Below are 12,897 nucleotides of genomic sequence, written 5' to 3'. Positions count from 1 at the left end.
CCTTTTTTCTTAGCATAATCTGATAGTTTCATGTGAACTGCAATGTAAACTTGTACTAACCATATTAGCAGTTGTTTGCAGTCATTTGCATATATTTTTTACAAAACTTTACAATACTGATTAGGGAGCGATCGCCCCTCCTCCTCAAAATCGCCCCTCCTCCTCCCCAAAAATGATCGCCTCTCCTCATCCAAATCGCCATTCCCCAAAAATTGCTCCTCCCAAAAACCATCGCCCCTCCCCATCATCAAAAAATGATCGCACTACAAGATCAGCTACAAGCTCGGCGATCGCATTAATAAAAATCCAAAAAATCAGATAATTACGGTGAATAACAATCAATTTAGTGCGTTACTACAAGAGCGATCGCACTTATTGACCTCGCCCTGGCTTACAGTCGGCAAAACTTAATGCCTCTGTGTCTAGAAAACTAGCGATCGCCATCTCAAGGATTGCTTCAACGGGATAATCAATTTCAGTAGCGCGAGCAATCAGGGCATCCTGAATCCAGTCTGGTAAGCACTTTAAAATATTTTCCGCATCCGCAGACGAGATTTGCTCCGAAAGTTTCACTTGCATGGGTTAGGACTCCATAGGAATTTGAACATTATACGGTGGCTCAGTTGCCCTTAAAATGATCGCCTCTAGTTCTAATAGTAGCGCAGGGTTTTTTGAGTAAGGTATTGTCTGCACCGCAATTCGTACATCTTCACTTGTATATTGATCGAGCCAAGCCCACAAAAAAGCTTTGTGTCCACCTTTAAAACGACCTCGTAAGCTTTTGGTTTTACCAATGTAAAGCAATCCCTGATATCTATGTCTGACTGCGTAAATACCAGGAAGATCGGGAATTTCGCTAAAATCACGGCTCAAGGGTTGGCATTGCTCAAAGGGAGTAAACGCAATTGCATCTAAGACGTTTCTTGCTTGGTTCTGTATTTCAAAGTTGTTCGTTGGCACGGAAGGCAGATTATCGATTATCGAACTCATCATGCCACAAAAAAAGGCACATTACACTTCGTTAATGCACCCCATAGAATCAGCGATCGCACTTTCAAAAGCAAAAATGAACACAGTTTTAAAGTGTAATCGACAAGATGACGGCGATCACAATAATTTTATTTTCTTAGCCAATTGATTAAAAGATTTTTAATGCGTATTAGTCTTTCTGGTGAGATAGTTCCTAAACGTGCATTGATTACAGATGATTCGACACTTGTTAATCGTCCTAGCCGAATTAAAGAAGCCACTTTAAGTCCAGTAGTAATATAGTCAGAATCTGAGGTATTAATAATTTCATCAAATCCTAGAGTAGCTTGATGAAGACGAGAAGAAATTAAAGCAAGTAATAAATCACGATGGCGACTTGGTGAAATAGCAATAATTAAAGCTAGACGTAGTTTTCCTGATTTCAAGTCTGCTTGAGGAAAACGAATTAGAACAATATCACCTGGTTTCATGGTTGATAAATTTCTTGAGCATCTGCTAGGGAATATTCAATTTCATCTTCTTCTTTGAAAAATTGCTCTAATGAAAATTTTTGCCAGTCTTCATCTTGCCAATTAGTATATTCTGAAATGTTGTTTGGCTCAGGGGAAATTAATCGGGTAAAGTTGGCAATTTTTTCAACAATGTCATCAGGTAATCGGTCAATCTGTTGGTGAAGTTCTTCACGAATTGTAGCAGACATAAGTTAAATTATTTGATTAAGGTGTAGAATTGATGGTATTGATTATAACTCAGATATTGGGTGGTAATTTGGGAAAAAGTAATGTTGGGTTTCCTTACCTCAACTTAACCTACAAGATCGCTTCTCCTCCTCTCCAAAAGCGATCGCCCCTCCTCCTCATCAAAAAGCGATCGCCCTTTGCGTTCCTATCCCAAGCAATGGCAGTTTTAAAGTTTAATCCACAAGATGACAGCGAATAACAATCAATTTGGTGTGTTACATTTATAATATAGATATTTCAAGTAAAAATCATTTCACCAACAGATCATGCTTAATTCTATTAACGCATTATTTGACGGAAAGGTCTTTCATCCAGAGCAACCCGTTACATTGAAGGCTAATACTCGTGTCCGCATTATTGTTGATAACTTATCGGATGAAAATAATGAACTCACTTCTTTTTTAGAGACAGCAGAATCATTACAACTAGACGGCCCCTCTGATTGGTCAGAAAATCTAGATAAATATTTATATGGTGAAGAAAAAGAGCATGAACCCTGAGAAATTTCTCGATACAAGTTATGCGATCGCTTTATCTTCATTTACGGACGATTATCATCATAAAGCACTTGCCATTGCCCAACAATTAAAAACTTCAAAAACACCTTTAGTTACAACCAGAGCCATTATTTTAGAGATTGGCAATGCTTTATCTAAACAAAAATATCGCTCTAAGTCAATTACATTATTGTCCTCATTAGAAAAGGACAGAACAGTGACAGTTATTCCCTTATCGGAAATTCTTTATCAAAAAGCTTTTCAACTATATTGTCAAAGAAACGATATTATTGTAATGGAAGAGCGTAGAATAACGGAAGCATTAACAACGGATATTCATTTTCAGCAAGCTGGTTTTCGAGCTTTGTTGAGAGATTAATCTCAGGGCAGGCGATCGCCCCTTCTCCTCCCAAAAAAAAACGATCGCCTCTCCTCATTCCCCAAAAAGCGATCGCCTCTCCTCATTCTCAAAAAGCGATCACCATTCCCCATCATCAAAAGAGATCGCCCCTACTCATCAAAAAACGATCAGACTTCAGATCGCAAACAACACAGTAGAATGTGTTAGCGTAGCGTAACGCATAATAATTACAAAATCATCATGATTAAAAGCAAAAAGGCGCGTTAAGGAACGCACCCTACAAGATCAGCGATCGCACTACAAGATCAGCGATCGCACTCTTCGCATGATTACATCATCATAAACCACCCACCCCAGTCATCGGGATTGCTATAGCTATTATTGTCCGACTCATCATAAAATTGCCACTCTACAGCAATGGTTAGCTCTCCCTTCTCATTTTCCTTCTCGGTAACAATATGACTTGGGATCTTGTCATTGCCAGGCCGCGTTTGATCCAATAGTTCGTATGCTATCAATATCTGAGTTTCTTGAAGCGATTGTTTATCAAATGGTTGGCTTGTAAATTCAATCAGAGTATTGAGAGAGTTCTTCTCCTCGCCAAGTTGAGCGAAGCACATTCCCAGTCCTAAAAATGCAAGAGCCTTTCTATCATCCTTTTTTTCCAGCGATAGTGCTTCACTAAAATAAGTTCTAGCTGCTCGCAGAGAAGATTTCTGCTCTTTCAGCAATTCTCATTTTGAAACGATTTTGCGTTGTTTCAGCGATATAGAGATTCGTTAAGAATTATTAACCCCTCTATGTGCAAGGGTTTTAATGTCATGAAACCTTAAAATGAGAATTGCTGCTGCTCTTTTGTAGAGTTTGCATTTCTAGCGTGTCTAAGTTCGCGCAACGCTGTTTCAAGCTTCGCTGAAGCGAGCTTGTCAACTTTTACTCCAAGAGACTCAATTAATCCGAAATATTGAGCCACTGCCTTAGCGGTGTTAACCGCAGAAAACACATGTTTTATCGTATCAATTGTAATCATCATATCAGTTCAAAAGTTAGGTGAGTGTGATCGCAGATCTTGTAACTTGGATTAAGGAACGCAACTATGGGGAATGATAATCTAATTTTCGAGTTACTGCAATCATTCTCTCTGACAAAGTTTGATCGCCGAACTTTATCACCTCAACCCAAGCAACAGATCGGCGATCCAGCCAGATTCTCAATAGGATTACTTTAACTCAATTTCCCCTGGTCGCCAAGTCTTATCAAACCAAGGCTCAAGCGGGCCATAAAGTCGAAGAATCTTGTTCCAACCCGTTTCAGGAATCGTCTGCACCCAATTATTTTCCTTATGATTAAAAGCAAAAAAGCGCGTTAAGTAACTATTTTTTCAGTCAAGACGGCAATTAGCGATCGCCCCTCCTGATCAAAAAGCGATCACACCATGAGAAGAAAACCTGATCGCACTAAAGTCCAAAATAATCGCAAATCAGATAATTATTGTTAAGAAAACAATTTGGTACGTTACATTTCATTAGCGTACCCTACAGGATCACCGACCATACTAACCGGTTGCTTGTCGAGAGCAATTTCAAATAAAAATTCAGGGGCAAAGTCTGCTCCGTTTGGCCATTCTATTGTCCGACTATTTACATATACTTTTTGAAATAAACTTTTATCTTTTAAGGGTTCAAAGATTTCCCCATACAATTCTTGTTCTAAATCTACAATCCCTTCTATTCCATTATTAAAGGTTAGCTTTAATTGATACTTATCCAGATATTCCACACAGATAACATGAAGAAATAGCTCCTTTTTAGGGAAGGGGATCGATTCTGTTAAGAGGTTTTCTTTGACGCGCATTTTCCCAGTTCTCCAATAGTTCAGATTGGTGTAGATCAAGCCACTCCCATATTAAATTTAGTCCTCTTTTAGGCATTTGACCACAAACTTCACCTGTGTGAATCATTATAACCGCTTCATAATCTTGATACTCGGCATGGATATGAGGCGGATTGTGATCGTTATAGTTCATGGTGATTTTTATTCCATAGAAGCTTGATAGAGTGGGCATGAGTAAGAATAGTAATAAAGGTTGCTTTCTAAAAGTTTTCCCCCTATTGTAAGCGATCGCCCTTGGCGTTCCAGCAATGACAATTTTAAAGTTTAATCAACAAGATAACAGCGATTACATTGAGCCTAGTCATAATGAAATTTACAACTAATAATAATAATTTTTGTCTCTGTTGGTTCCCCAATCCAATACATCTGTCTGTCTTTGTCGCAGTTGTTTGGCCGTTTCTTCTAACCAAGCAGGATAGTCTTGTTCGTATAAGTCTTTAGTTGTCATAACCTATCCTCTTTAGCGCTGGTCAGGTATTAGATTTTTATTTTCTTGACGCTTATCTAACCTGAAAAAAGAGGGTCTGTAGGAAGGCACGGATTCCCATTCTATATATAAGTATCTGTCAAGTGCGGAGATTTGTCAAGGGTTTTTTTGAGGAAATCTGCCGGAATTTGGCCGTTAGGAGAAGAGATTGTTTCACTTTTCCCTGTGAGCTACAATAAGCAGATGAGCAAGAGGATAGGATTACAGGAGTTTTAACAATGCGGTTACTACGGGTTCAGGTTCCTGACTTTCGAGTGTTAAAGAATATTGATATTAGTTTCGAGAAAGACTTTTTTCCTCAGATATTCCCTATCGGTAGTCAAAATGGCGGCGGCAAAAGTACCCTTCTACAATTAATTTTTATCTTGCTTCATTGTTCTGGTGATCCAGAAAAAATAGAATATGTGGTAAATGTACTCCATCGATGTCAACTAGAAGATGAGTTAGACCAGAAGACCCTAGCTATGTTTGAAATTCTAACCGACAATCGGGAAGAAGTGAAACTAGATTTTTTTATTTGCAGAGATGCTTATATAAAAGACTTGGTATCTAATCTTGACGGTCAATTAGTATATCATTTTGGGGATGTTTATATAAAAGGCTGTGTATCTGATCTTGATGGTCAATTAATATATCTTTGTCGAGCCAATAACCAGAAGAATCAAGAGATATTTTTGTTGTGTAAGTTTAGTCAAGCCACCCAAGAAGAATTTCAATTATTCATGAAAGAATTATCCTCAAAAATATTTTTAGCCGCACCTTCAACGCAAGTTTTTATCTTTTTACCCAAAGCTACTAACAAGAGTCTTTTTCAGATAAATCAAGGGAATCCAGACTCTAGTAACTATTATTTAGCCATGGCAGATATTAAAAAGAAACTTAGCAACTTATTTACCTACGATTTTCTGCCAGTTGAGCTATTGATTAATTACTTTATCATGGCTCGTGATCAAGATTTTGCCCAAGCTATAGAAACTGGTGAATATGGAAATAATTATCAACTAAGAAGACAAAAATTAAATTCAATTTTATCCGACAAAGAAATTAATTTAGATAAAGATATATCGGGGATTACCTTTAAATTCAAAGGAGACACAAACGGAGAAGAATTATATCCAGAGGATTTGAGTCATGGGGAACTGAAGCGATTAAGTATCTATCTGTGGCTAAAGTATCGTAGGATAAAAGATGCGATTGTCTTGATGGATGAAATTGAGATTGCTCTCCATCCCGACTGGCAATATAGAATTATTGAGGACTTGCAGGAATGGGAACCTAGCAATCAATATATCTTAGCCACTCATTCCTATGAACTCTGTCAAGCTTTAACTCCCGCTCATGTTAAAGAGATAGAACCAAAACTATTGAAATAAAGATGGAGAAACTAACCCATGAGTCTTAAGGAAACGGAACTTTTAGAACATTGTCAATTTATTCTGGCAAACCGTCAAATTCGTAATAAATTTGTCATCCTCTGTGAAGGGGAAATCAAAAAAACTGCCGGCAGGTTATCTCCTCAATCCTATCGAGCTATGGAAGATTTTCCCGATGCTAATTTTTATAAAGCCTGTGTTCCTAGGGATTGGAGACAACAGATACCGACTTTTTTTAACTGTGGTGATAGAAATGATGTTTTAAATACTTACTTTAATCTTTTGCGTTTGCATGAAGAGAACCCAGAAGCTTCTTATTTAAATCCTCAGCAACTGTTCGCTATCGTCGATTTAGACTTACAAAATAAACGTTTAGATGATTCCTATCCATTTAAGGATTTAGAGCAAATTTTTGAGGACTTATATAAAAAATCACTGATTAAAGTCAATCGGGTTGGACAGCATAGAATTTGGGTGACGGGATTGATTCATAAAGAGTGCTATTTTATTTTTCCCGATACTCATATTCAATCAATTCTTAGCGAACATTCGGCTGTTTATCAAAATTCCGCTGCTAGGCTAGAAAATATTTATCTTGATATGGCAGATAAAATTAAGGATGATGCCGATTTAAAAAATAATTTTTCCAGAGTTAAAGGGAGAATTTCTCATTGTCAAAACCTAGAACTATCGGAAGTGGAGAAATTACAGCTATCTTGGCAAAAACAATATCAAGTTAGCCACGACAATAGCCAATCGGAATTAGTGCTGGCTCTGTTGACTATCAAAAAAGCGAAGCAATATTGGTTAGAAGTTGAACCTCCAGAGGACCATACATCACCCCCAGAAAGATATAGAGAACAACTGGCACTACAAATAGGAAGATTTTATGCTCACAATAGCGATAATCCAAGCTGCCATATTTCCCATCTCCTAAAACTGCTGAAGCTAGAACTCAACCCCAGGGAGCAGGAATAAATTTAATCGCATTATTTGACCTAAAAAAAGAGGGTTTGTAGGAAGGTACGGATTCCCATCATATATATAAGTATCTGTCAAGGGCGGGGATTTGTCAAGGGTTTTTTTATTGAGATTTTGTTAATCATCTCGAATACCGTGCATCATGGATTAGTAAATGCTCCGAAAGATTGGCAACACTCCAGTTTTCATCGTTATGTTGAAGAAGGAATTTATGATCAGATGTGAGGAGCTTCAGAAAAGCTGATCTTTGATAGTGATATTGGTATGGAATAAAATGTAGAAGTGAAACCCAAAAAATTCAGGTAAGAAATAAAGGCAATGTTGGGTTTCGTTACCTCAACCCAACTTACAAGATCAGCGATCGCACTACAGGATCAGCGATCACCTTTATCGAGAAGAAATAGCTACCTGCACATTCGGAGAAAAATTCTCGATTTTTCGAGAAGCATTAAGAATTTCAATCCCGATTACATTACCTGCTTGATCATAGTCAAGAATAACCCCCGGACTGATTGCCTCACTTTCTTCTACGGGTGTGTCATGCCAGGTAATTGTTAAAACGTCAACTTCAGCATCATATTTAGCTTTCATTTGATAGCTGCCTATATTTTCTAAGTTTACTGGTTACATATGGTGTAACAATTTTTTGAGGCTCAACTAAGTCATTAATGTAAATTCTCAGAAGATAAGTTTTATTGTTAATGGCGACAAACGTACCTTGATAAACTTTGAGTCCATCTTCTTCTAAAATTTGCTCAGGATTATTGAGGATGTCCTGCAATATTTTTAAAGAGATTTGGCGTTGAATAATTTTTTCTTCGGCATGGTGACTTAAAATAAAGTTCACGAGGATTTCGGGTTCTTCGGTTTGTCTTATGCAATGGACGGGGTTATAAGGAATGAAACCTTTATAGAGACAGACATTGCCGCAATTTTTGTCAATTGTTGGCGATCTGGAGCGAACTAATCAATTAAATCTCTTGCCAGATAAGGATTGAGTCGATTTATGCCCCCCTATCGAACCATACCAAGTCCCGAAGATTATTGTAATGGAAGAGCGTAGAATAACGGAAGCATTAACAACGGATATTCATTTTCAGCAAGCTGGTTTTCGAGCTTTGTTGAGAGATTAATCTCAGGGCAGGCGATCGCCCCTTCTCATCCCAAAAAAAACGATCGCCTCTCCTCATTCTCAAAAAGCGATCGCACTCATCATCACAAAAAATGATCGCCCTTTACGTTCCTATCCCAAGCAATGGCAATTTTAAAGTTTAATCAACAAGACGACGGCGATCGCACTTAGAATTGTTACCAATAAGTTATAGGGGGTTTCCAACGTGTATAAAGTTGAGCATATACTCCAGCCCATGACTTGCTATTTCGACTTTTTATTTCCGTTCTGAAAGAATTATTGCCAAGTTCTTTAGTTAAATTTTTTCCAAATACAGATTTAGATATTTTGATAAAGTTTTCTTCTTCTGCTTGTATCAATTCATAGTATGATATAACAGCTTCTTTAGCCTTTTCCTCGGTGTTTTTTATCTTCTTTGAGCTTGAAATACTACTGATAACAGTCGGTACGCCTTCAATCACAAATGCTACAGATTTTATTGTATATCCTTCTATTTTCTCTCTTGCTTCTTTTGAATAATGATAAAGATGATAGTAAAAATATAGTTTAGATTCATCAAAAGCCTTATCTGATTTTGTATTATCATTTAGTAGTTTATAGCAAAAGGCAATAAAATTACTCGCTATAAAAGCTTTAGCATAGTTATTTCGAATTAGATCAATTCTCCTAAACCAATCCCAAGTTTTATATTCTTTATAAGATTTAAAAAAGTGTCTCTTCCTCTTTTTAAAAGTGTTAACGCTTGTATTAATTCATAGTCAAAGTTTTTTCCATCCAAGTCATTTGTTATAATTTTTATGGCAGTTCTAATATCTTGATTCCCTGTTTCTAAAAGAAAAGCTTTAATTGATGAATTTTGTAACTTAGATAAAGACTTACAAACTTTTAATGCCATTTCGCCACCAGGAAAATTAGATACAATAAAAGGAAGAGCCTCGCTTAATATATCTAAATACACATTTTCTGTAGAATTTATTAATCTATTAAATTCTTTGAGAACTACTATATTATCTTCAAACATAAGTCTAAGTCACCTTATTTAAATTTAATTAACGGTGCGATCGCCGATCCTGTAACTTGGGTTAACGAACACAACCCAATGATAACCTCATTGTCGGTTACTGCGATCACTTTCTCTGATGGAATGCGATCGCCGATTTTATTAGGGAGAAAAAAGCTAATGTTCGGTTTCATCACCTCAACCCAAGCAACAGATCGGCGATCCAGCCATATTCTGGATAGGACTATTTTAACAACTCGATTTCCCCTGGTCGCCAAGTCTTATCAAACCAAGGCTCAAGCGGGCCATAAAGCCGAAGAATCCTATTCCAACCCGTGCCCGGATTTGTCTGCACCCAATTATTTTCCTTACCCGCAAGCGGTTTCGGCCCGAAATAAATATCTACAGAACCATCGGCATTAACCAAAAGTCCCTTTGTCTGACTACCGACCTGGGAAACTGTTGATCCGCCTGAATCATCGATCGCGTCTGGTGACTGTAAAGAATCACTGACCAGAATAGTAGCACGCTAGGATGTTTTAGCGTAACGCAGAATAATTACAAATTCGTCATGATTAAAAGCAAAAAAGCGCGTTAAGTAACTATTTTTTAAGTCAAGACAGCAATTGGCGATCGCAATTACCCCAAAAATGCTCTATACAGTGCTTAATGCTTTGATTTTCGCTATCTCTGTTTCTAAGTTGGGAAGTTTTTGATTATATTTTTGGGCTGTTTCTAACCATAAATCTTTTACCATCAGTAATTCTTTTAGGGTTTCTTCTAAGGTTTCACCCTGAGCCAAACAGCCAGATAGTGCTGGAATTTCAGCGACAAAACCGCCTTCTTCACAGGGATAAATAATAATTGGATAATTCATCTTTAGTTGTCTCCGATAATTTCAAGGACTCGACGAATATAAACAGATTTTACTTTTTTATTATGAACAGGTATGATCAAAATAATATCATTTCTTTTAAAAATGTGATGGCTACCTGTAATTCGATCAAGGGAAAACCCTTCTAATTCTAGCAGTTGACAAATATCGTTGAATCTTGCGTTATTAGGACTATTCTTGAGTAGTTCTAGTAGTTTATCCCTTTTAGACACGAGTGAATGCCATTCAACAATGAGCTTGAGCAGAAATCCATTTTAACCCAAAAGGAGAAAACTTTTAAGTACCTAAGCAAAATTAATTACACATTTCGATAAAGCTTTTGCCTTTTGCCTTTTGCCTTTTGCCTTTTGCCTTTTGCCTTTTGCCTTTTGCCTTTTGCCTTTTGCCTATCCTAACCAAGAAATTAATTTTGCACGACTACTTAACAATACACTTGTTCTAGCATGGCGGTAGTGAGAGATTTTTGGCCGTGATAATAGAGACGACGATTGAGACAACCGATCGATTTAACATAGGTAGATAGGGTTCCCAGATCATGGGAAATAATTAAAATGGTCATCCACTCATTCAATTCTTGCAACAGGGAAAAAATACTAGCACGCATTTGGGGATCGACACTGGCAGTGGGTTCATCTAAAATCAAGAGACGGGGTTCTACCGCTAAAGCGCGAGCGATATAAACCCGTTGGCGCTGTCCTCCCGAAAGTTCAGCAATCGATCTTTTTTTCAACGCTAACATTCCCACACTATCTAAAGCTTTATCTACCCTTACCTCATCTTTTTTACTATAGCCTTGCCAGAGTTTTTTGCTGCTCAATCTCCCCATTTTTACCACCTCACCCACAGTGATGGGAAATGAGCGATCGCACTCGACAAACTGCGGCACATAACCGACTAATTCCCGACCTTTTTCGACACTTTGCCCCAAAATACTGACCTCTCCCCGCCAAGGTTTAATTAATCCCAGTAAAACCTTAAGGAGGGTAGTTTTTCCTCCTCCATTCGGGCCGATAATTCCCAGGAAATCTAATTCTTCAATGGTTAAATTAATATCTTCGAGGATAGGTTCCTGTTCGTAGCCGGCCCAGAGATTATTAATGGTAATGATCGTTGACATATACAAGCAATTACTGATTTAAAACTGTGGCCATTTTTTGGGAAACTTGTCGCAGGTTTTCACTCCAATTTTGAGCAAAGGCACTGATAGGGATTACCTGTCCCCCAATTTCCCTAGCAATAGTTTCGGCACTTTTCTGACTAAATTCTGGTTGAGTAAAAATAACTTTAATATTCTCTTTTTTGGCCTGTTTGATTAGTTGACTTAACTGGGCAGCACTGGGTTCATTACCGTCGATTTCGATCGCAATCATCTCTAAACCGTAATCTTGGGCAAAATAGCCCCATTCGGGATGAAATACCATAAATTTTTTGTTTTTAATCCCTGCCAAGTTTTGCCGAATTTCTTGATCTAATGCGTCTAATTCCTGACTGAATTTTTCCAAGTTAGCCCGATAGATAGCTTCCTGACCGGGATCGAGTTGTGCTAGGGTTTGATAAATAGTCTTTGCCTGTGCTTTGACTCGTTTTGGGGATAACCAAATATGGGGATCTAGGGTGTTTTTTCCAGCTTGCTCTGTTTTTGCCTTGGCATGATCATGATCGTGATTATGATCATGATCATGATCGTGATTATGTTCTGCTGTCAAAGGGATTTTATCTACCCCTTGACTGGTATCGACGATTAACATCTGTTGGTTAACACTGTTTAAGCGATCTTTCCAGGCATCTTCTAAGGATACACCAATTTTAAAATAGGCTTGCGATCGGGCTGTGGTTTTTAATTGTTCGGGTTTTGGTTCATAGGTGTGGGGATCTGTCCCGGGTTGAATCATGGCATTAACACTGACTCTATCACCGCCGATACGTTTGACAAAATATTCCTGCGGTACGATACTCACTGTCACCTGTAAGGGTGTCTTTGCTTCCTCTTCCTTGACCGAGGGACCACTACAAGCTGTTAAGCTGGCTATAGTCAGGGTTAAAGCGATCGCTGTTAACTGGAATTTTTTACCCATCGGATTAACTGAGTCTGATTATGATTCTGATCTTATCACAGTCGGTGAGAATCGTTATCATTCTGAAAATATTTCGGTATAGATGTACTGGTTTTTCGTCCTTCGATCTTTCGCTCCCAATTAAAAATTTTCTCTTGCTAACTAACGCTTGACATGATATTATATAGATAATGGAAAATCCGTGCGCCTGCGACCCCCCTCTGGTCAAGTCAAATAAAGCCCAAAAAAATTAACCCCAAAAAGTAGTGGGTAAACTGGAAACTGATACTCGTTAAGACTGCACCGGAGTGCCGGAGTTGGGAGAGGAAGCCTGAGCATTTGTACTAGAACTCCCAATAGGCAGTATAAATTCAGGAGAGCTTAACTAGAGCTTGCTGAATAAATCTAAAAACCGTGTTGGGTAAGACTTTTAGACTTTTTGGGAAATCAAAAAGTACCGGACATGGGAGTGATCGGGGGGAAAATTCAGGGAC

Annotated in this window: 22 protein-coding genes and 3 pseudogenes; 5 read left to right on the top strand and 20 right to left on the bottom strand. The window is 38.0% G+C overall.

Annotated features, from left to right (window positions below; genetic code table 11):
* Positions 1 to 372: 372 nt before the first annotated feature.
* The 4 genes from EWV60_RS02895 to EWV60_RS02880 all read right to left on the bottom strand — a co-directional run bounded on the left by EWV60_RS02895 (position 373) and on the right by EWV60_RS02880 (position 1,690).
* Complete coding sequence (locus tag EWV60_RS02895; protein ID WP_002736760.1) at positions 373 to 579, bottom strand: hypothetical protein; 207 nt, start codon at positions 577 to 579, stop codon at positions 373 to 375.
* A 3-nt stretch (positions 580 to 582) separates the two neighbouring features.
* Complete coding sequence (locus EWV60_RS02890) at positions 583 to 990, bottom strand: GIY-YIG nuclease family protein (RefSeq protein ID WP_287230809.1); 408 nt, start codon at positions 988 to 990, stop codon at positions 583 to 585.
* Between the two features lie 128 nt (positions 991 to 1,118).
* A complete protein-coding gene (locus EWV60_RS02885) occupies positions 1,119 to 1,460 on the bottom strand; it encodes a type II toxin-antitoxin system PemK/MazF family toxin (protein ID WP_287230807.1) in 342 nt (113 codons plus the stop codon).
* Entirely contained in the window at positions 1,457 to 1,690 is a 234-nt protein-coding gene (locus EWV60_RS02880; RefSeq protein WP_004159839.1) for a hypothetical protein, read from the bottom strand. The genes EWV60_RS02885 and EWV60_RS02880 overlap by 4 nt, the downstream gene beginning before the upstream one ends.
* A 32-nt stretch (positions 1,691 to 1,722) precedes the next feature.
* Between EWV60_RS02880 and EWV60_RS02875 the strand changes: the two genes are divergently transcribed.
* From EWV60_RS02875 to EWV60_RS02865, 3 genes are all read left to right on the top strand, one after another.
* Entirely contained in the window at positions 1,723 to 1,929 is a 207-nt protein-coding gene (locus tag EWV60_RS02875) for a hypothetical protein (RefSeq protein ID WP_287230803.1), read from the top strand.
* A gap of 67 nt (positions 1,930 to 1,996) precedes the next feature.
* Entirely contained in the window at positions 1,997 to 2,230 is a 234-nt protein-coding gene (locus EWV60_RS02870; RefSeq protein ID WP_002755783.1) for a hypothetical protein, read from the top strand.
* Positions 2,220 to 2,606, top strand: a complete 387-nt coding sequence (locus EWV60_RS02865; RefSeq protein WP_287230801.1) for a type II toxin-antitoxin system VapC family toxin — start codon at positions 2,220 to 2,222, stop codon at positions 2,604 to 2,606. The genes EWV60_RS02870 and EWV60_RS02865 overlap by 11 nt, the downstream gene beginning before the upstream one ends.
* 311 nt (positions 2,607 to 2,917) lie before the next feature.
* Here EWV60_RS02865 and EWV60_RS02860 read toward each other — a convergent pair whose 3' ends face one another.
* The 6 genes and pseudogenes from EWV60_RS02860 to EWV60_RS02840 all read right to left on the bottom strand — a co-directional run.
* Entirely contained in the window at positions 2,918 to 3,319 is a 402-nt protein-coding gene (locus tag EWV60_RS02860; RefSeq protein WP_287230798.1) for a hypothetical protein, read from the bottom strand.
* Positions 3,320 to 3,417: 98 nt separating this feature from the next.
* Entirely contained in the window at positions 3,418 to 3,618 is a 201-nt protein-coding gene (locus EWV60_RS02855) for a hypothetical protein (protein ID WP_287230796.1), read from the bottom strand.
* Positions 3,619 to 3,807: 189 nt separating this feature from the next.
* Positions 3,808 to 3,930: pseudogene (locus tag EWV60_RS23350) on the bottom strand (DUF1214 domain-containing protein); the annotation flags it as partial.
* 173 nt (positions 3,931 to 4,103) lie between these two features.
* Entirely contained in the window at positions 4,104 to 4,442 is a 339-nt protein-coding gene (locus tag EWV60_RS02850) for a DUF2442 domain-containing protein (protein WP_002737024.1), read from the bottom strand.
* On the bottom strand, positions 4,396 to 4,653 hold the full coding sequence (locus EWV60_RS02845) for a DUF4160 domain-containing protein (RefSeq protein ID WP_002792623.1): 258 nt from the start codon (positions 4,651 to 4,653) through the stop codon (positions 4,396 to 4,398). Before EWV60_RS02845 ends, EWV60_RS02850 begins: the two co-directional genes overlap by 47 nt.
* 180 nt (positions 4,654 to 4,833) lie before the next feature.
* A pseudogene (locus tag EWV60_RS02840) lies at positions 4,834 to 4,929 on the bottom strand (DUF29 family protein); the annotation flags it as partial.
* A 257-nt stretch (positions 4,930 to 5,186) separates the two neighbouring features.
* Here EWV60_RS02840 and EWV60_RS02835 point away from each other — a divergent pair.
* Complete coding sequence (locus EWV60_RS02835) at positions 5,187 to 6,341, top strand: AAA family ATPase (RefSeq protein WP_287230789.1); 1,155 nt, start codon at positions 5,187 to 5,189, stop codon at positions 6,339 to 6,341.
* A gap of 18 nt (positions 6,342 to 6,359) precedes the next feature.
* Positions 6,360 to 7,319, top strand: coding sequence for a hypothetical protein (locus EWV60_RS02830; RefSeq protein ID WP_287230787.1), 960 nt, complete (start codon positions 6,360 to 6,362; stop codon positions 7,317 to 7,319).
* A 390-nt stretch (positions 7,320 to 7,709) separates the two neighbouring features.
* On the opposite strand, the gene EWV60_RS02825 is transcribed toward EWV60_RS02830, so the two are convergent.
* From EWV60_RS02825 to EWV60_RS02780, 10 genes and pseudogenes are all read right to left on the bottom strand, one after another.
* Positions 7,710 to 7,913: a DUF2283 domain-containing protein gene (locus EWV60_RS02825; RefSeq protein WP_002792612.1), complete on the bottom strand. Its 204-nt coding sequence runs from the start codon at positions 7,911 to 7,913 to the stop codon at positions 7,710 to 7,712.
* Complete coding sequence (locus EWV60_RS02820; RefSeq protein ID WP_287230785.1) at positions 7,903 to 8,169, bottom strand: DUF4258 domain-containing protein; 267 nt, start codon at positions 8,167 to 8,169, stop codon at positions 7,903 to 7,905. Before EWV60_RS02820 ends, EWV60_RS02825 begins: the two co-directional genes overlap by 11 nt.
* Before the next feature lie 461 nt (positions 8,170 to 8,630).
* Positions 8,631 to 8,915 carry a hypothetical protein gene (locus EWV60_RS02815; protein ID WP_287230784.1) on the bottom strand — a complete coding sequence of 95 codons (285 nt, stop codon included), beginning with the start codon at positions 8,913 to 8,915 and terminating at the stop codon, positions 8,631 to 8,633.
* Positions 8,916 to 9,106: 191 nt separating this feature from the next.
* Positions 9,107 to 9,475, bottom strand: coding sequence for a hypothetical protein (locus EWV60_RS02810; protein ID WP_287230781.1), 369 nt, complete (start codon positions 9,473 to 9,475; stop codon positions 9,107 to 9,109).
* Positions 9,476 to 9,489: 14 nt separating this feature from the next.
* On the bottom strand, positions 9,490 to 9,648 hold the full coding sequence (locus EWV60_RS02805; protein WP_159251811.1) for a hypothetical protein: 159 nt from the start codon (positions 9,646 to 9,648) through the stop codon (positions 9,490 to 9,492).
* A 50-nt stretch (positions 9,649 to 9,698) separates the two neighbouring features.
* Positions 9,699 to 9,934: pseudogene (locus tag EWV60_RS02800) on the bottom strand (DUF1214 domain-containing protein).
* Positions 9,935 to 10,109: 175 nt separating this feature from the next.
* Positions 10,110 to 10,331 (bottom strand): type II toxin-antitoxin system HicB family antitoxin, encoded by a 222-nt coding sequence (locus tag EWV60_RS02795; RefSeq protein WP_061431100.1) that lies wholly within the window; start codon positions 10,329 to 10,331, stop codon positions 10,110 to 10,112.
* Positions 10,332 to 10,333: 2 nt separating this feature from the next.
* Complete coding sequence (locus tag EWV60_RS02790; RefSeq protein ID WP_271937630.1) at positions 10,334 to 10,561, bottom strand: type II toxin-antitoxin system HicA family toxin; 228 nt, start codon at positions 10,559 to 10,561, stop codon at positions 10,334 to 10,336.
* A 209-nt stretch (positions 10,562 to 10,770) separates the two neighbouring features.
* Entirely contained in the window at positions 10,771 to 11,466 is a 696-nt protein-coding gene (locus EWV60_RS02785; RefSeq protein WP_002744560.1) for a metal ABC transporter ATP-binding protein, read from the bottom strand.
* 10 nt (positions 11,467 to 11,476) lie between these two features.
* Positions 11,477 to 12,424: a metal ABC transporter solute-binding protein, Zn/Mn family gene (locus EWV60_RS02780; protein WP_287230772.1), complete on the bottom strand. Its 948-nt coding sequence runs from the start codon at positions 12,422 to 12,424 to the stop codon at positions 11,477 to 11,479.
* Positions 12,425 to 12,897 lie beyond the last annotated feature (473 nt).

The sequence above is a fragment of the Microcystis sp. Msp_OC_L_20101000_S702 genome (assembly GCF_007095705.1).
GTDB classification, from domain to species: domain Bacteria; phylum Cyanobacteriota; class Cyanobacteriia; order Cyanobacteriales; family Microcystaceae; genus Microcystis; species Microcystis ichthyoblabe_A.
The sequence above is the reverse complement of the archived record's forward strand: the minus strand, read 5'-3'. Positions and strand labels throughout refer to the sequence as shown.